The following is a 19,033-nucleotide window of genomic DNA, read 5'->3' on the forward strand; positions in this document are numbered from 1 at the left end:
AAGTTATAGTTTATAAAAAAAATGTCGAAAAACCCATACATTTGTCATGTATGGGTTGATTACATATATGTGCTTAGACCTATAAGGGCAGTAGTCTCAACTCTTTCATGCGAGCAACCGTTTGGACACGTCGTTTTATACCAAGCTTCCCGTATATACGATTAATATGCCCCTTAACCGTGCCTTCGGTTAATCCAAACCGATCGGCAATTTCCTTATTGGACATCCCTTCTACGATTGCCAATACAATATCCAATTCCCGATTGGTCAACGGATCAATCAGCGGTTCTGTTGCTGGATGATTCTCCTGTTCCGGAACCTGGTCGGCACGAGCGCGCTCCACCGTTCGAAACAATCGCTCCTGCACAACGGGCTTCACGATATAATCAAAAGCATAAACTTCGAATGCGAGCAAAGCGTATTCTTTGTGCGAGGTAATAAAAACGATCTTCGTTGCCCGCCCGCTCTCTCGTACGCGCTCAGCAAATTCTAGCCCGTTCTCTCTGGGCATGCTGATATCAACGAACATCAAATCCACTTCATGTGTGACTACATAGGAATAGGCTGACGCTGTATCTACAAAACTACCCACGACCTCAATCCCTGCCATCTTGGAGAGCATTCGTTTCATAATAAAATGCATGGCTTTCTCATCGTCAACAAGGATAACTTTCATCGCACGCTCTCTCCCATACTACCTACTAATCTAGCTGAAAATCGAGGCTGGGTTGGAAGGGAGAAATAGAACGTACTGCCTTGCCCAAACGAACTCTCAAACCATAGATCTCCGCCATTTAACTGGACAAATTCCCTGCACAATGTAAGTCCCAAGCCTACGCCTCGTTCTCCCGCTGTACCCAGTGATGATATCGGAGATGCCTGCTGCAACATCACGACTTGATCCGAAGACATCCCTGCTCCTGTGTCGCTCACTGAAACGATCATTTGATCCTTGTCAGTCGCTGCATGTATAAGGATGTGCCCTCCCGAATTGGTAAATTTAATTGCATTGGAAAGCAGATTCCGAATGATGAGATCGAGCATTTCCTTATCCGCATAAACAAATGAATCCTTCGGAATGTCCGTCATAATCTGAATGTGTTTATACTCACTTCGAATCTGTAGATGACTTATATTGGCTTGCACCATTTGTGCCAAATCTCTCTTCACAGGATTGAACGTCATTCCTCCCCTTTGACTTAAAAACCAATCTAATAAGCCTTCTACCAATATAAAAGTGCTCTGAATTTGTTGACTCATTTCACGCACAATTTCCTCGTGTTCGCCTTCAACATCAGCAAAATCATCTTCCATAATTTCCACCAAATTAATAAGTACCGCTAATGGATCTCGAATATCGTGAGCAACGACGTTAAACATCTTATCCTTAAATGAGTTCAGTTCGCTAAGCTGTCTAGCGTTATCGCGGAGTTGCTCCTCTGAACGGACCCTCTCTGTGACGTTGCTCAGCAGCAGCATTCTCCCCGCGGGCCTCTGACGATTATCGTGAATATCAGACAGGTAAATTTGATAATATTGCACGTCGGATTGGCCAGAGAGTTGTATGCTGCCATTCAATGAAGGCCCCTTCATCATGGACTCTAGCAGTTTGGGATAGTTAGCGAAGACCTGACTAGCAGACTGCCCAATCCAATCGTGATGAATACCTGAAATAACACGTTTGGCCGATTGGTTGAAGCTGGTTAGCGTGTCGTCCAGATCAAAGACCATAACGGCATCCTGCATCGAGCCAAACACCTTCTGAAGGGCCAATGGCGCTAACCGCAGCATATTGAATTGATAGATTCCCCATAAGTAGAAGACTCCCGAGAAAATAAAGCCAAACGGAGATATATCAATGGGAATGTTCAAAATACCGCTTAAATAAACCAAAGTAAAGCCGAAGATTCCCCATGATCCGATGATCATAAAGCCGACTTGTTTACGCATGCGCGGAGTTGCTTTGATAAGCTTGTGGAACAGTAACACCGTGCCTATGACAAGAAATGAGTAGGAGTAAAAAACATGAAGTTTGTAGAAGGGACCTTTTTCCAAAATAACAAGAGGGTAGCCTTCGCTGTAATCCAAGGTCATGCTCTTATAAAAGAGGTGATGCCACTCATTCGTATTATGAGAAACGAAAGTGATCATCGGAACAATCAAGAGCAGGGACAGGTACCATTTGTTGATGAACCTTTGCCTTCCCGTATACTGCAGAACAAGCACAAACCACATAATCGTGCCAAATGGGATGCCGATATACTCAATGCGCAGCCAAAACTTGATCTGCTCCAAGCTCGAGCTCACGATTTCGAAAGCATACCCGAAAGTGTAAAAGACACCCGTTAGCATGCCTAAGCCATAGCTGATGGCAATCGGAAACTCTCGCCTTTGCCAACAAATATAAACGATTACCAGTGAACTGCACGTAGCTGCCATTAGCAAAACGGATAGATACAAATTGTAACTCATAAACGCGCCCCCAAGTCGGACTGATCTTCAATCCTATTGTCCTATATTATCAAAATTACGCGAAATTTGTTGGTTTTACTGTAAAAAATGCGATCACCCAATGGAGTGAACGCACTTTTTTTAACATATGCCCTATATATCTTGGTATTATTCGTTACTTCCCACTATGTTCAATAAAAATCATTTCCCTGTATTGCCCCGGTGTCAAACCCGTCATTTTCTTGAAATAACGTATAAAATTTTGCGAGTTATTATATTGTAGCCTCTGCTACATATCGGCCAGGAATACTGCCCGTTAGTTGAGAAAACGGCAGCCTTCCGCGGCTGCCGTTTCTTTATAATCGTTGAGCTATAGTTCCCAGTTAGTGTAACGTTCCTTACAAATGCCTATAAGATATTTCTCTATTGTTTAATATCTCATCCTTCCACTCATCCTTAATCCAACTCAAATTATCACCGAAATATTTATGGAAGTATTCTTTTGACTTCTTTTTTTCTTTACTAAATTTAAATACCAGAATGCAATCTTTTTTAGTCATAATCACTCGGATGTAGCCAAGGTTATTTGAAATGCCGATTAAAAATAATTGTTCTGGAGCAGAAAAACAAGGCTCAACTAATGAATTTCCTCTCTCATCAAACCCAACCACCCGTTTAGGTGTAAATTGGTCGTGAATAAGGAAATGTTTATTCTCTTCAGTAAGTATGGCGCTTTCACAAGTCTGGATTTTTATATTGATAAATTCTTCATAAAGTTGAAAGAATTCATCAAAGCTTGTTTCTTCATCATGATTGTTCTTTTTGAAAATCATGTTGTACCAACCAGATGTTGACTCAAAATACCCCAATTTAACACTTACAAACTCATGAAAAAAATGAAAAGGTAACGGAAATAACATTGAATTATCTTCGATTATTTTATAAACATACTCTGCGTGCGAAAAACCAGTAATAAACCCTAGTAACCTTGTAATACTCTTCTTCCCTAGGTATAAACTAGGCTTTTCTTTTATTAAGTTCATTACTGAATTGAGATTAGTCATAACATCCTCCAATACTCAGCACTTACTTTATTTACATATAACACATCTCTTTTTAATTAATTATTCCACAATCAGAGTATATTCTCCTACGCTTGTTCAACTAAACTGACTATTAGCTTAATGAAAAGGGAGCTGCTGCCGACCGCGGCAATCTGCTCCCTTAACCTTCCACTAACGTGTCCCGTTAGGTTAATCAGTTGTTGGTTAACTTATTTGTCTAAACGATTCGCCGATTGATGTTGTAGATACTAGCAACTATAAGGCCAATTCCTGAGATTACCCAACATATGAAAAATGGAGTTGGACTATAGGGTTCAAGAGCTCCCTCAAAAGTTGGGTGGAATTTTATAGAGGTTATCTAAATGAATAAGCCTATTACTGCACTTGCGCAACAATCCTTAGTGACTCCAAGGCAGAGAAATATACGGTCTATGCGGAATAGAAGTCGATAATAAGTTCTTCTTTAAAACCTAGTTTGTTGTAAATTCTCTGTCCCATTGCATTCGCCTGCAATATCGCTTGCTTCACCCCTGCTGTTTGCATGTCGCACAGGGCACGGGAAACAAGGGCACTGCCGATTCCTCTGGAACGGAATGCTTTTAACGTGGCAACGGTATAGATCCCCTTAACGTCGCCTTCTCCGTATGTCATTAAAGTTCCTACAGCTGTATCGTCTAGATAGGCAACATAATATTCTGCTTTGCCGTCTGGATCGTCAGCAAAAATTCGAACGACGGATGCTTCAAGTTCCTCGCTTAGTCCATATTCAGCAATGAAGGTTTGACGGAACAAATCGAATTCCTGTTCATTATGGACCGTATGAATTTTCAACCCGGGCACTTCCTCAATCTGAAACTTACCATTTTCCAGAGACAGCGACATGCCAGCCATCTTACCGGTATGAACATATCCGTTAGATTTCAACGCTTCAATGACAGCAGGATCCAAATCATGAGAGTATGTGTACCAGAGGCACTTCATGCCTCGTTCATGATAAGATTCCGTAATCGCCATAATTTCCGCGACAACATCTGTTTGATCAGATTTTTTATAGTCAAAGATAACGTTGAACAAGGAGAATGGCACATCAGATTCCATACGAGTGATTGTTGGAGTCCGTTTGAACCAAATAAGCGGGTTGTTGGTACTAAAATAATCAAAAGTAGTCAACAAATTCGTTCGAATAGCGTTTGGATCTGCTGGCATTGGTTCTATCCCCTTAATTTTATGTGTTTGAATCAAATCTACACAGACAACTCCGCACGAACCCGCATTAGCTGGAGAAAATATTGAGGGTCAGTTCTTCTTTAAATCCAACTTTGGGATAAACGCTTCGGCCCATTGGGGTTGCATGAATAACAGCCAATTTCACACATTTTTGCTGCACAATGCGCAAAACGTGAGCAAGCAAAGTTCGGGCAATTCCTCTCGAACGATAAGCTTCTATTGTTGCAATACTATAAAAGCCTGCGACATCACCCTCGGTAAAGGTCGTAAGCGTAGTTACTGGTACTCCGTCCATATAAGCAAGATAATGTTGAACCGTAGTCGTATCTTGATTGGGGCCATCCACAAACACTTTGCAAAAAATATCAGCCATTGGCTCTGGAACGTTATATCCTGCCAGCATGACCTTTCGGAACTCTTCAATCTCTTGTGGTTCCCGTATAGCTCGGACTTCCAGGCCCGGCAATTCCGGCAAATCCGAACGCCATCCTTCCAGAGCGAGCCCCATGCCCGAAATGACGCCAATCTGATTAAAATTATTAGCCTCAAGCGCTTGGTTAATGACTTCGTCCTGCTCGTGCGAGGTAGTCACCCATGCCAATTTACGGCCGCGATTATGGTAAAGGGACTTGATGGATTCCATCTCATCCGCGGAATTGATCTCCTCAGAACGCTTGTACGTAAAAACGCTATTGAACAGTCCATATGGAATATCGGACTCAAATCGTTGCGTGCGATCCGTCTCCACGAATGTGAATACCTGGCTAAGCTGACTCAATTTCTCGTAAGCGCGGATCATATTTTCAAGAATAAGATTCTGAATCGTTGACAAATAGATCTCCTCCAGTTTTCTACTTTCAAATTGGGTAAGCACTTGACTCTTATATACCTGTGAGCAATAATTACTACATGGAAAACAGAAAATCGCAAATCATAGATCTTGCATCATCACTCATTCGAAAAAAGGGATATTCGACTTTTTCTATTGATGAAATTTCAAGACATTTTGGCGTTACAAAAGCAAGTATTTTCTATCATTTCGAGAAAAAGGAAGAACTCGGCCTTGCCGTATTGGATCAACTTTATCAAGGATTGGTTAATTTTAAGTCTGTTATTCAACTTTCATCGCAGTCGGTTGAAGAGAAGCTAATTCAATATTGTACGTACAATTCCAGACAGTTTGTAGAGTATGACATTTGTCCGACCTCTTCCTTACAGTCTGATTATGAAATGCTACCAGAATCGATGAGGCAAAAACTACAAGAGATAGGTCAGTTGGAACTTTCGATCATCGATGAAATTGTTGCTGAAGGCTTGGATGATCCTACAATTAATACGCGTGCCTTGGCGATCACTATCTTATCTGCCCTCAAGGGCGCACTACAGTATAACCGCGGAATGCGTGACAATTTCATACCGGATATCATGTATGGAATTAATCGTCTTTTAAAAAACTAGCAAGAGCATATAATCTAATCAATTTAACACTCTATTGAAAAATCATCGACCTGTAGCCTATTGTTCCCACTAAGGAACCAATAGCCTCACAGGCCGATTTCATTTTTTATAAAATTAAAGACCTGGATAAGTAATATGATACTTTTTGGAAACGGATATCAAATGTTGCATATCCTCAGGAGTAGGTGGCTCGATATTAACCTCCATCCCTTCTACATAAGGAACGCCTAGTTCCTTCACAAAAGAATCAAATCCTGCAGGGTAAGCGGTCACCAGAAACTTAGCTGTGTCTGATTTTACTTTGAATGTATGTGGAATGCCGCGTGGTGCGAACACATATTCTCCATTTTTCACGGAAATAGTCTCCGTACCTAGCATCATCTCTATTTCTCCATCCAGAACATAAAAAGATTCATCTTCTTTTTCATGCAAATGCAGTGGAGGTCCATCATCTTTCTTGACGGCACAATGCACGACGCAAAACTCTCCATTCGTATCATCCCCGCTTACCAATATTGAATTTACGTCACTGAGAAATAGGAATGTATTCTCTTTGTTATTATTTCTGTACATCACATCTGCTTTGCTTCGATTACTCATCTTTAACAGGCTCCTTCTGGGTGAGAATTCAATCGCACTTACTGACCGGCCGGTAAGCTTATTATAGTTACATCCTAAATCCATTTCAATCATTCTCACACTAATAATATAAAATCTTAATAATTATATTAGCCGTCGTGAATTTTGCAATCTCGACTCCGACAGTTAATGTAGATTAGAAATCATCTTGTAGTCTCCTTGGTTTTGTTTTTGGATTCGGTAGCTGTCGAGCATCTGGGACCCAAGAATATCATACCAAGGAGTCTTTTTGTTTCTCAAACTTCGAATTTCTTCATAATAGGAATGCTGCCCGTTAACGGGGAGAAGGCAGCCGTTTAATGTTGGCTGCCTTCTCCTGATATCTATTAAGCTATAGTTATCCGTTAGCTTAGCAAATTGCGACAGGAACTATCTTAAGTGCTAGGTGAATGATATGTCAGGACTGATACTGGGAATGGACCTGACAGCTTAGCGCCTTGGCTGAACCAAATCATAAGGCTATCGTCGAACTCTTGCGTGAAGGTACCGCCTTCTTGAACCCTAAGTATGCCGACTTCAACCGACAACCGTTTGAATTAATCTATATCTTGAGGAGAAGAGGCTGAGATTCCAAATGCGTGATTGTGCCAAAAGATATTCTGTACCGCATCCGCCTGTGCGTTGTTGCAATCTACAATGACAACAACTTCAGTTTTGGGGGTGGTTCTTTCTTTGGACCTTTTTTTTCGTTTGAGCAATTGGAACGCAACTCCAGCCACAGAGCCAACCACAAAACCAATTAACCCCCATACAACTGGACCGCCTTTGAGAGCGAAGCCATAAATCGCGCCGACTGCTGTTAAAAAGGCCGCCAAAAGAGATGCTACATCCAAAAAACTCTGTCCATCGGACCGATGAATGTTGTCGATGAATGGAGGCGTTTCATTTCGTTTATCAAGTGACGTAGCATAAATCTGGTTCTTCTTAATACCAATCCGCTCTAATCCGACAAGAGCCATCTCGACATATGGGGAATGATCAAAGGTAGCAATCACACGCATGTCCACCAAGTCCTTCTTTCCACAATATAAATCGTCAACGCCTTGTTGATAGTTTAATCTGAGGAAATTTGCCTGTTCTTTGTCGAATACCTTATTCGTTTCAACAGTGTGGATGTACGCATTGTATGCAGCGAAGACCCACATCGAAGCGAGGAACGAAAACCATTCAGGATCAAGAATCGAAGTTGCACTTTCAAAATCACCTAGAGCGGTATAGTATATGCTCCCTGCTACATGCGATTTGTAACTGATAATGATCCACCAGATTAGGTACGTCGATCCACTGATAATCCGTTTGTTGTACACGTCTCCAAGACCAGGCATTAAGAGTGACCAAATGACTGCCATCCACGGGTCCCGCTTCGTTAAATAGTTATATTGCAAGGCATTCATGGCAAATACTTTAACTGGAGCGTTTTCCCCATGAGCTAAATAAGTCAGCTGGTTTGTGTCAACAGCCGTCACGTAGCTCGCCCACAGAGAAAAAACAAACGTTGTTGTGTAAAGAATGACGACCCACTTTCCCTCCTGTTCGAGAATCCTTGTTGCCTCTTCTGGGCGTCCAGTCAGTGTATATACAATGGCAGTATTAAAGTGACCCGTTACATTAACAGCAACTTCCCATAAAAACAAAATCCACCCCAGAACAAATTGACCCATTAAAAAGAAACCAAAGCCCGGAAAGAAAAATGACCAGGCTAACGGTACTAACGGATTAGAATAATGAACAAAGTTCGCACAAGTTCCGTCAATGGTGAAGCGGATGCGTCGAGAACGTTTTTGTGATTTCATAAGATTATGATTTACATTTTATGCCGTTATATACTTATGTTACTGCACTCCTTGTGCCGCTAAACTGCCCGTTCAATGAAACAGGGGACAGCTGCCTATCGTGGCGATCTGTCCCCTGCGTTTGCATTATAATTCCTCGTTAGTTCAAACCACTCTTCCTCGTGGGACGCTTTCTTGTTCTTGTGATCATTGCCAATAACAGCAGCAAAATAATTATTAAAAATGAGTTAATGCCATAATATAAGTAAGTAAATTTCATTCTCTTAAGCCATTCACTCACCAAATAACCAGACATGGCAATTTTTTCTACATGCGACTCTAGTTGTGGGTATGAACTAATCTCTGAATTCGATAATAACGGAAACTCCATAGCTGATCCACTTGCAAGAGGTGCGTAAAATTCAACCCAAACTACATTGGTCCAACGATCTGTTTTGTATCTCATGTCACCTTCAATATTGTTATAACTCCATCGGAAACTTGCAAGCACATTTAGCAAAACAATAATAGTAGTAAGCGTAAACAACAATACCTTTCTTTTGTCCAATATTCTCCTCCTACCTCATTCAAGTCAGCCTTCCTGGTATTTAACTATCGTGTCCCGTCCCTCGGTTTTAAGGGTTTATCTCACATATACTCACTCATTCGCAGGATTTCATCACCTTGGGTAAGGTCTATCTCAGAAAACAGTACAGATAATACCGGTTGAGGTGGCGAGCTGGGCATGCGGGAATAGAGGATTATCAGGAAATATTCCCCAATTAATTTCTACTGCACGCATACTCCACGAATCCCTTGGCGTTCACCCTCCCATAACTCAACGGGTCATTGCCCTTACAATCCTTCGTTATACTTGTCCAAGGTGTGGAGACCGATCGCGTTTAGCGGATGGGTCATAGCCCTTAAGGGACACGAACTCGGTTCTCCGTGCTTTCTTTGTGAAATCCCGCGAACGAGTCAATATAAGTGATGTATCTTCATAAACTTAAGCTGCTTCAGTCCAGTTCAAAACAGTTTTCTCTGGCGTGAACTCTTCTCCTCGTTGAACAATACCAACTAAGATCCGTGCTAGTTTCCCAATTAACTTAAAAATGGACTGCTGCTTTTTCATCTTCTTTTCCTGCACATTATGTTCATGCAGATGGCGGAAAACGGGATTATTCCAAACGAGTTGAACCGTCGCGAGATAGAGATATTTGCGCAAGGCAGAGTCTCCTCGTTTCGAAAGAACTATTTGTCCTTTTCGCTTTCCAGACGTACTTTCGGCCAAATTCAAACCAGCTTTTCGCAATACCTGACGTCCATGCGCATACTGCTTTAGATCACCTGTACCAGCTAATATGGCCGCTGTGAAGATCTTTCCGAGTCCTTTTATGGTACGAAGCTGCTGCGCCATTGGAATCTCCGAGAGCAGCGCTTCGATGTCCTTTTCGATCTGTTCTAGCATGGAGGTCACACGCTCATATTCTTCAATGAGCCGCTTTAAATCTGCTTTCGCTTCTTCAACAGCAACTCGTTCTCCAACACTTCGTTTAGCTTGTGCGATCAGTTGCGCAGCCTTCTCGATCCCCGTAGTGCCTCCGGCACGCTGCATATGGACTCGCCAAGCGCTAATGACATCCGATACTGTATACTTCTCAAGAACCTGTGGACAAGGGAAGGTCTTAAGAGTCGCCAATGAACGCTTGCAGGTCCAGTCTTTGAATACAGAGGTAAACTCCGGGAAACGGATGTCTAACCAGCGTACGAGTCGATTCTGCAGCCTTACACTATTCGTTACCCAAAATTCTCGGTCACTCATCATGGTCCGCAAGCGTTGGAACACTAGTGACTGACGCGTATACTCGTAGTAGAAGCCTCGGCTGACGGAATCTGCGATGGTAAGTGCATCTTTTGGGTCATTCTTTGACGGGCTATTATCCCGGTTTTCTTTATTTCTCTTCGTCGTGGCTGGATTAACCATAACCACATGTACGCCTTTATCTGATAACCAGTTGGCCAGATTAAACCAATAATGCCCGGTTGGTTCCATGCCAATAATGAGCCTTTTCAAGCGATGTTTCTGCTGTAATTCACTCATCCAGCGGATAAGTTTTTCAAACCCTTCAATACTATTGGAAAATGAGATATGGCGTTTCGAAACCACTATTCCGCGGAAATTGGTAGCTTGTGCGACATGTGTTTCTTTCGCCATATCGATCCCTACAACAAGATGCGAGGTGGTAATTTGTTCAACCCGTTGATTTTGTGCATCTATTTGCTTAAACTTCATAGTAAGAGCGCCTCCCTGATGTGTTGTCGACAAACCCATCATACCGAGGCGCTCCTTTTTTTACAAAGCTCATTTCTTAAGTTCTACAGGATTGTTTAGCGTAATCGACCACGCATTCAATAATTTAGAAATTCATTATTTGTTTTCACTTATGGAAGACCACTCCTGAAAAACAATAATCAATTCTTCTAAGTTATTACTTCCGCCTCTACCCTTAAATACATTATCAATAACTTTACAGCGAACCCAATCAGTTTCAGAGCGGTCGATAATCAAGTCATCGAACGTTCTATCCTCTAGTTTTGTATCTTCTACTCTGATGTCAATTGCCCATCCTGGGTTATCAAGAGTTGTAATTTTAACTCCGTAACCATGCTCCCAATCTCCATCACAATTATCTGTATACCAATTTTCCAACCATTTTAATACATTCATGCATACCCCCCCCTTAAAGTATCTCCTCTATTCCATAGAGTAACTTCACAATCCTGCCAAATAGCTTACCGAGGCCGCCGATCTTACCGGCAGCCTCAGAACTATCGTTCGCCGATAGCTTAATCTGATTTCACTTTAAAAAGGAATTTCCAACTGACATAAAAACTCATTGAGGTTGTTTTTGTTTATGTACATTAATAGATACCATATTTATTTCTTTTCCTTTGCTTGTGTGTACTTAAATATGGACCACCTTGATACTATGAGCAGAAGAATTGAAATAGCAAGATATTTTCCAACATACAAAAGAAAGCCGCTGTAAGTTATCGTAGGGTCATCAAAAAACAATGTCCCTACCACTAACCATAACAGAAAATACATTGTCCCTACTACCCCTACGGCTTGAATAAGCTTTAAAATATGAATCATTAATCTTCTCCTCTAAATCTCGATTGATAAGTTCATTGAATTCTTCTGTTAGTTTATCAAAAGAATGTATTCAGCTACCATTACGCAAAAATGCCCTTTAGCTTAATGAAAAAGGAGCTGCTGCCGGCCGCGGCGAATTGCTCCCTCATTGCTCAACTATAGTCTCCCGTTAGATTAATTACCACCTCGGGTTAACTGACTTACTGCTTCTATACGAATAAATTGTTTCGCTCTCCATACAAGAAGAAATTAAATAGGCGTTCACTCTCGATGAGTGCACGCCATTTAACTTCAGAACTTTTTTGTCACTTCAAAACTTTTTTGTCTACTTCAAAACTTATTTGACTTTCTTTCTGTTTGATGACACTTTCAGTTGGGTGACAAATAAGTTCTGAAGTTCAAGAAGCTAGCAAACACAAAGGCTTGCTGGCCTTCCTAATAAAATCGATTTACAAATTAAGTTTTGAAATGTTGTTTTGGTGTGAATAGCCTGAATTACAAATAAGCGTTGAAGTGTACGTTTTACAACCTTTGTTAGAGATCCCCAGTAATCAAAAGTTCACGATTGGAATAAACGAAGTTCAGCAACTTCCAGATAATCGCGAAAGCGCCTCAGCACGAGTCTTCTCTCTTTTCGGAATAAAGCGCTTCCCTCTTACTCTATGATTATTTATTAACAAACAGCAATAAAACAAAATGAATTCTGAGTTTCTTCTTTAATCCCATAGTTTGCATAGAACTAATTCTTTACGTATATTGGGTCTAATAATTATCAATTTTTCACATCCAATTAAAAAGTCCCGAGCCGCCAATTGGACGTCGGGACAAGTTTAAGTAAGTAGGTGTTACTAAAACTTCTTTTACATTATCCTACATCGCACTGTATTATCTTTCCCAAATCCCGATCATATCACTGATTTGCAATGAAATCAGTTTAACAAACCCGCCGACTGCATACAGCTCAAGTCCTTGACTTTCAGGATCAGGAAAAACCAAGTCTGTGATAACGGCAGTACCCTCATTACCGAACAGTTCTATGTTTGACCCATCCACATAAATAGTTACTTGAATCCGTTTATGCTCTGGCTTCAGAGTCACGGTGTGTTTAGCTGCGAAATCTGGATGGAAATCCGCCGAGCCGGCATTTGTTCGATCAAGGAACAGAGATTTATTCTCGACATCGTATCCAATGATGGTTTCCTGGCTTGAAGACTTGCAGAGCTTGAAACCGAATTCTATCGCGGTACCTATTTCGAATTCAGCAATGATTTCCGCTTTAAGGACAGAAACTTCGGATAATAGGTTATCTCCTGGATTAATAACCAGGTCTGTCAAGGATGATATTGGACTCCGCAATTTGCTCAACTCCTTCACCGGCTGCTGAATCAAGCGAAGTCCTCCCAGATAAGTTTTAAGTTGAATCTCTCGTGGAAGTGACATGTTTCCGCGCCATTCCAAAGATGGTAATTTATTAGCATAACGCCAATTGTTCATCCAACCGATCCATATTACTCTCCCATCCTCATTCGGAATCCCATTCCAGGTGACCGCTGCATAAAAGTCTGATCCGAAATCAATCCATTGGATATCGTGAATGGACTCGATGGTTTTATCTGGTATGAATGATTGACCGTCGAAGTGACCAATAAAATACATCATACCGGAACCACCTGCGGGCGGCTGCGGATCGCTCATATTTTCCCCATTAAGGTCCCCGACGCTCAGAACCAAAACCCATTTCTTGTTGTTTGGATTATTATCCACAGGAACCTGGAAGATATCGGGACATTCGAACACGCCACGATGTACAAAGGGTACTGTGGAACCGAACTCACTGGCAAAGCTCCACGCCTTAAGATCTTCCGAAGTGTAGAACTCTATGCGATCTCTTGCTGCCAACGCCATAATCCACATGGAAGATTCATCATGCCAAAATACTTTGGGATCACGAAAATCCGCTGTATTACTGGCAGGGAACAGAACCGGGTTTCCTTCAAACCTTATCCATGTCCGTCCTCTATCCCTGCTGTAAGAGATGCTTTGAACTTGCGGTTTATTAGGCTGAGCTTGATTGCCTTCGTTCGTGTAAATGGCAACAAGACCGGAACCTTCCACATGAAATAAGCCACTTGTGTTGTTTATATCCGCCACTGCACTTCCCGAGAAGATCGCTCCGTCCTCGCAAGGCGAAATCGCTGGCGGGAGTTCCTCCCAATGGATTAAATCCTTACTTACTGCATGCCCCCAATGCATGCGGGGGAAATCAGGACTGGTGGAATTAACTGTATATTGATAGAAAAGGTGGTACTCGCCTTCGTAGTAGACCAAGCCGTTAGGATCATTCATCCAGTTCTTCGCTGGTGAATAATGGAACTGAGGTCTGTATTTTTCTTCATAGGAACCTGTGTGAGCGTACTTTATGAATTTGTTCTCTTCAGAAATGTACATAGAATTTCACTCCTTTGTAATCAAAACTCTATTTATTTAGGCCTATTTCCATCTTTTACTAAAGTGTGAATTTCCTCTAGCGTACCCAGTGACGGAATGGCACCCTTGCGAGTTGTCGCTAGAGCACCTGCCGCATTTGCAAACCGCAGTGCCTCTCTCAACTCCTCTTCCTCCCAATCCTGTAGGGACTTCTCTGTCTCCAAAACTCTATATTGTATAGCTCCCAAGAACGCATCCCCTGCTCCAGTCGTATCCACTGTCTGAACAGAGTAACTAACCACCTTCCCCCACCAATCCCTCATCTGATAAAAAGAACCAGCACTTCCTGCTGTAACCAATAGCAAGGTAAGCCCATACTGTTTAACTAGATGTCTTGCTGCCTTCTCTAGATCCTGCTCATCAGTCAAGAAAAAGAGCTCTTCTTCGGAAACCTTCACGACATCTGCGAGGCTTAGACCTACGTGGATTACTTCTAATGCGTGCTCTTCATCTCTCCATAATGAAGGACGCCAATTCGGGTCATACGTAATAAGTGCTCCAAGCTCCTTTGCAACCTGAACAGTATTTGTAGTCGCTGTGTACGCAGGCTCCGACGTCATCGAAATCGACCCAAAGTGAAATATCCGTGTATCAGTGAGCATTGTAAGATTTACCTCATCTGCTCTCAACAGCTGGTCCGCACCTGGTGTTCTAGCAAAATGGAATGATCGATCTCCCTCTGAATCCAGTTGAACGAAAGCCATCGTCGTATGCGCTTCATTTGTCGCAACTAACCCTTTATCCGACACACCGACTGAGAGCAAAGCTTCGCGTAAATACTCTCCAAACGGGTCGTTACCCACCTTTCCGATGAAACCCGTTTTCTTGCCGAGCTTCGCCAAGGCCGCTACCACATTCACCGGTGCTCCACCTGGATTACGTTCAAATAAAGGCTGTCCCGCTTCGGAACGACCATACGGAGTGAAATCAATTAAGTATTCCCCAAGCGCAACTACATCGTAGTTCATGCCATACGCCCCCATTTATTTTTGTAGGTAAATCCTAACTGTGTCTTATCCCTTTATTCCTGACATCGTAATCCCCTGAATATAGTACCTCTGCAAAAAGAGGAATAGCACTAGAATCGGAACGGTAGACAACGTATTCGCTGCCAACACCTTGGACCAATCCGTCCCCTCATTCGAGGAAAATGTGGAGATTCCGACCTGGATCATCTGCATTTTCTGATCATTGATCACAATGAGCGGCCACAGATAGGAATCCCAGTTTCCAAGGAAGGTCATCAACCCGAGCGTAATTAACGCAGGCACGGCAGCCGGAAGCACAATGGCTACAAAAGTTCGCGGCAAACTCGCTCCATCAATACGGGCGGCCTCCATCATTTCATTTGGAACCTCAGCAAAAAATTGCCGCAGCATAAAAATGCCGAACACGGATAACATCGAAGGTATAATCAGTGCTTTGTACGAGTTCAACCAGCCTAAATCATGCATCAACAAGTAGTTTGGCACGAGTGTTACCTCACCCGGAATAACCATCGCCGACATAAATAAAGCGAATACGATCGTTTTCAAAGGAAATCTAAGCTTCGCGAACGCAAAGGCCGCCATTGAATTGATGATCAGCACCAACATCGTTACGATGGTAGCTACCAGCAATGTATTCCAGATGTAGCGTAGGAAGGGATTTCGTGCATTGAAAATGACGTTATGAAAGTTCTTCCACGTCCATTCTACGGGTACGACTAAGTGAATATTCAAAGATGTGTATTTGAAAAGCTCCTGGTACGGCCGGAAAGCCCCCGTAACCATCCATAGGATCGGAGCGACAGAAATGAGTGCAATCACAATCATCACAATCATGGTGACGATGTTCGTTAACCTTTTCAAAGCGAATTCCTCCTAGATGTTAATCATTGTCATTGCTAAATAGTTTCATTTGAATCAGCGAAATCGTCAGTACAATCGCGAACAACACAAAAGCCGCCGCTGTCGCGTACCCCATCCTCATTTGCGTGAAAGCCTGCTTATAGATATAGAAAACAACTGTCTCCGTTGAGCTATTCGGTCCGCCATTTGTCAATACGAAGACTAAACCAGAAAGCTTGATCGCATCGATAGTTGTCATGATGACCACGAAAGCCATTGTCCGATTGAGCAGCGGTAGTGTGATTTTGAAAAACTGTTGAATTCGTGATGCGCCATCCACTCTGGCTGCTTCATATAGATCCGGTGAGATATTGTTTAAACCTGCTAGGAAAATAATCATAAAGAACCCTGCCCCCTTCCAAATCCCGAGCACAATGATGCCGTTCATCGCGGTTTTCGGGTCCGATAAGAAGCTTGTAACTGGCAAATGCACCGCTTTGAGTACACTGTTCAGAAGGCCGAACTCTTTGTTATAAATGAGCTTAAATACCGTAGCTGCTACCGCTGTTGATATAATAACTGGAATAAAATAAAGCGTTCGGAACAGACCGGCAGTCGCGGTTTTCTTCTGAATTAATAACGCAAGCCCTAGGGCTATACTCGTCTGAATCGGAATCACAATAATTGCAAAATAAAATGAATGCTTCAAGCTATTAAAGAAGGCACGATCCTTCATAAGGTGCACATAATTGTCCATGCCGACGAACACATCACCTGCGCCGACTAAGGAATAATTTTTGAAGCTAATTAAAAAAGCTTGAAGCATGGGATAGAACACGAAGATTAGCAATAAAGCTATCGCCGGGAAAATAAACCAAAATGCTGTAGCTTGCTCATGCTTGCGAAAGCTGTGTGATTTTTTTTTGCTTGAGGTAACAGTTTTCACTGTTTCCATCGTTTCTACAGTAGCCATCGATCATCTCTCCATTCCACTCTGTTACTTGCCATCGAAAACATATACTTGAAGGCTCGACACGATATTCCCATCCTGGCTTGTCGCCTTAATCTCAGCCTGCCCAGCCTTGACACCCTTGACCTGTGCACCATTGTTCGTCACAGATACCGTCGCGATGTCTTCATCGCTGGACGTCCACTTCAACTCCTGCGGTCCGCTGAGCGGAACGACGGAAGCTTCAACAGACTGGATGCCGTTCATAGGTACATCAAGCGTAGTTTTGTTCAGTACTACTCTTTGAGGTGTTTTGCTATTCACATCTTCCTTACGCCACACCGTTCCCATCGGATAAAACTGCGCTTTATTCAACGTAACGCTGCCTTTGAAAGCAGCCAGCTCCAGTCGATTACTCGTTGAATCAGGAAATATCAGACTGGACACTACAGCTTCGCCATCATTGGCAAACACCTCAAGGCTGCCTTCATCTACGAAAAAGCGGAGCTTCAGCTTGCCATCCTTCAGCTTCAGCGGCGCCGACATTTGCTCGGCAAAGCCCTTCTCGAAGGAGTTGATACCCGAGTTAGTCCGGTCAATCGTTAGCTTCTCAGCTTCAGCATCGTAGCTAACTTTCGTTGCTTGATCAGTACCTTTGCGCAGCTGGAATTCAATCAAGCTATTTGGCTGAACAGTCAACTCCGAGTTGAGCTCATAGGCTGTTCCTTTTAGAGAATCAAAAGGATTACCTGCTGCGGTCAGTTGCTGCTTCTCAACCATCACTTCTTTTCCACGCAGCTTCTGCAATTCTTGGATCGGTTCCTGAATTAAGCGTAAGCCTTGATCAGGTATGTTCCTCAATCTCAGCTCACGCGGGATGGACATATTACCTTTCCAAGCCCCCGTCGGCATCGCAAACGGATAACGCCAGTTGGACATCCAACCCAGCCAAATACGGCGGCCATCTTTCGCTGGAATGTCCGAGTAGGAAACAGCGGCATAGAAATCCTTCCCGTAATCTGTCCACAACACATCTGAAGCTGGATTATCATTCTTGAAGGTATGCCCGTCAAACGTACCGACGAAATATTGAGCTGTGGATCCTTTAGTCGAGTTATTACTGCCGATGCTAACCGCCAACACCCATTTCTTCGTTTTCGTGCCTTCAACAGGAAGTTCAAACAAGTCAGGGCACTCCCAAACGGCTGCGTGCGAGCCCTGATCGCTTCCGAACTCACTCGCCAGCTTCCACGTTTTCAAGTCCGGAGAAGTATAGAATTGAACACGGTTATCTGCTGATACCACCATGACCCATGACTTCGTCTGTTCATGCCAGATCACTTTGGGATCGCGAAAATCCTTCAGTCCCGGATTCGGTATCACCGGATTTCCATCATATTTCGTCCATGTCCGGCCTTTATCCGTACTGTAAGCAATACTTTGCGACTGTAGTCCGCCTTTAAAATGTGTAAAAATCGCGACCAAGCCCGCTTTACCGCCAAAGAAACCACTTGTGTCCTTCAAATCCACAACCGCGCTTCCCGACCAGATTTCCCCGAGGGAATCCCGAGCCAAAGCAACCGGAAGATGCTCCCAGTGAATCAAATCACGACTAACCGCGTGGCCCCATTGACCGCTATTTTGATAGAATTGATGATATTCCCCTTCAAAATACACCATCCCATTCGGATCACTCATATTGCCCGTCTCCGGTGATAAGTGATATTGCGGTCGATATTTTTCTGTATAATAAGTCGGATCCTTCGCAAAAGAGATTGCTGCTACCTCCGCTGAGTCCTTCGATTTGCCATCACCTATTACCAAAGCTGTCACTCCCCAACCCAGAAGTATGATCGCGGCGATGCCTGCCACCCATAACCCTAATTTCTTCCTCATGGTTTCTCCTTCTACTCGTTGTCTTTTTTGATGTATCGTTATTGTACCGAGTCAAAGAGATGAAAGATTTCAATATCATTGGGAGTTTGCTTATAAAATGATTG

At 42.8% G+C, this 19,033-nt stretch carries 16 protein-coding genes; 1 reads left to right on the forward strand and 15 read right to left on the reverse strand.

The features are described 5' to 3' along the window. Window positions 1–79 precede the first annotated feature (79 nt). The 5 genes from ACUN27_RS30090 to ACUN27_RS30110 all read right to left on the reverse strand — a co-directional run bounded on the left by ACUN27_RS30090 (window position 80) and on the right by ACUN27_RS30110 (window position 5,574). Window positions 80–676 (reverse strand): response regulator transcription factor, encoded by a 597-nt coding sequence (locus ACUN27_RS30090; RefSeq protein WP_326059363.1) that lies wholly within the window; start codon window positions 674–676, stop codon window positions 80–82. Continuing rightward, a complete protein-coding gene (locus ACUN27_RS30095) occupies window positions 673–2,472 on the reverse strand; it encodes a histidine kinase N-terminal 7TM domain-containing protein (RefSeq protein ID WP_445560069.1) in 1,800 nt (599 codons plus the stop codon). The genes ACUN27_RS30090 and ACUN27_RS30095 overlap by 4 nt, the downstream gene beginning before the upstream one ends. Window positions 2,473–2,849: 377 nt before the next feature. Then, window positions 2,850–3,515 (reverse strand): hypothetical protein, encoded by a 666-nt coding sequence (locus ACUN27_RS30100; protein WP_326059365.1) that lies wholly within the window; start codon window positions 3,513–3,515, stop codon window positions 2,850–2,852. A gap of 429 nt (window positions 3,516–3,944) precedes the next feature. After that, entirely contained in the window at window positions 3,945–4,721 is a 777-nt protein-coding gene (locus ACUN27_RS30105) for a GNAT family N-acetyltransferase (RefSeq protein ID WP_445560070.1), read from the reverse strand. 67 nt (window positions 4,722–4,788) lie between these two features. Next, window positions 4,789–5,574: a GNAT family N-acetyltransferase gene (locus tag ACUN27_RS30110; RefSeq protein ID WP_445560071.1), complete on the reverse strand. Its 786-nt coding sequence runs from the start codon at window positions 5,572–5,574 to the stop codon at window positions 4,789–4,791. Between the two features lie 77 nt (window positions 5,575–5,651). Here ACUN27_RS30110 and ACUN27_RS30115 point away from each other — a divergent pair, with 77 nt between their 5' ends. Beyond that, window positions 5,652–6,200 (forward strand): TetR/AcrR family transcriptional regulator, encoded by a 549-nt coding sequence (locus ACUN27_RS30115; RefSeq protein ID WP_445560072.1) that lies wholly within the window; start codon window positions 5,652–5,654, stop codon window positions 6,198–6,200. Window positions 6,201–6,314: 114 nt separating this feature from the next. On the opposite strand, the gene ACUN27_RS30120 is transcribed toward ACUN27_RS30115, so the two are convergent. The 10 genes from ACUN27_RS30120 to ACUN27_RS30165 form a co-directional block, all read right to left on the reverse strand. Beyond that, a complete protein-coding gene (locus tag ACUN27_RS30120; RefSeq protein WP_326059370.1) occupies window positions 6,315–6,800 on the reverse strand; it encodes a quercetin 2,3-dioxygenase in 486 nt (161 codons plus the stop codon). A 575-nt stretch (window positions 6,801–7,375) separates the two neighbouring features. Beyond that, window positions 7,376–8,632 carry a hypothetical protein gene (locus ACUN27_RS30125; protein ID WP_445560073.1) on the reverse strand — a complete coding sequence of 419 codons (1,257 nt, stop codon included), beginning with the start codon at window positions 8,630–8,632 and terminating at the stop codon, window positions 7,376–7,378. Between the two features lie 139 nt (window positions 8,633–8,771). Then, window positions 8,772–9,179 (reverse strand): hypothetical protein, encoded by a 408-nt coding sequence (locus tag ACUN27_RS30130; RefSeq protein WP_326059373.1) that lies wholly within the window; start codon window positions 9,177–9,179, stop codon window positions 8,772–8,774. Between the two features lie 438 nt (window positions 9,180–9,617). Beyond that, window positions 9,618–10,904, reverse strand: a complete 1,287-nt coding sequence (locus tag ACUN27_RS30135) for an IS110 family transposase (protein WP_445560074.1) — start codon at window positions 10,902–10,904, stop codon at window positions 9,618–9,620. A 135-nt stretch (window positions 10,905–11,039) separates the two neighbouring features. Further along, entirely contained in the window at window positions 11,040–11,339 is a 300-nt protein-coding gene (locus ACUN27_RS30140; protein WP_445560075.1) for an immunity 53 family protein, read from the reverse strand. A 1,314-nt stretch (window positions 11,340–12,653) separates the two neighbouring features. Continuing rightward, window positions 12,654–14,216 (reverse strand): glycoside hydrolase family 32 protein, encoded by a 1,563-nt coding sequence (locus tag ACUN27_RS30145; protein ID WP_445560076.1) that lies wholly within the window; start codon window positions 14,214–14,216, stop codon window positions 12,654–12,656. A gap of 32 nt (window positions 14,217–14,248) precedes the next feature. Next, window positions 14,249–15,223 (reverse strand): carbohydrate kinase family protein, encoded by a 975-nt coding sequence (locus ACUN27_RS30150; RefSeq protein WP_445560077.1) that lies wholly within the window; start codon window positions 15,221–15,223, stop codon window positions 14,249–14,251. 45 nt (window positions 15,224–15,268) lie between these two features. Continuing rightward, window positions 15,269–16,105 (reverse strand): carbohydrate ABC transporter permease, encoded by an 837-nt coding sequence (locus tag ACUN27_RS30155; protein WP_445560078.1) that lies wholly within the window; start codon window positions 16,103–16,105, stop codon window positions 15,269–15,271. A 19-nt stretch (window positions 16,106–16,124) separates the two neighbouring features. After that, window positions 16,125–17,057 carry a carbohydrate ABC transporter permease gene (locus ACUN27_RS30160; RefSeq protein WP_445560079.1) on the reverse strand — a complete coding sequence of 311 codons (933 nt, stop codon included), beginning with the start codon at window positions 17,055–17,057 and terminating at the stop codon, window positions 16,125–16,127. Between the two features lie 24 nt (window positions 17,058–17,081). Further along, window positions 17,082–18,929 (reverse strand): GH32 C-terminal domain-containing protein, encoded by a 1,848-nt coding sequence (locus ACUN27_RS30165; RefSeq protein ID WP_445560080.1) that lies wholly within the window; start codon window positions 18,927–18,929, stop codon window positions 17,082–17,084. Window positions 18,930–19,033 lie beyond the last annotated feature (104 nt).

The organism is Paenibacillus sp. WC2504 (assembly GCF_052682475.1).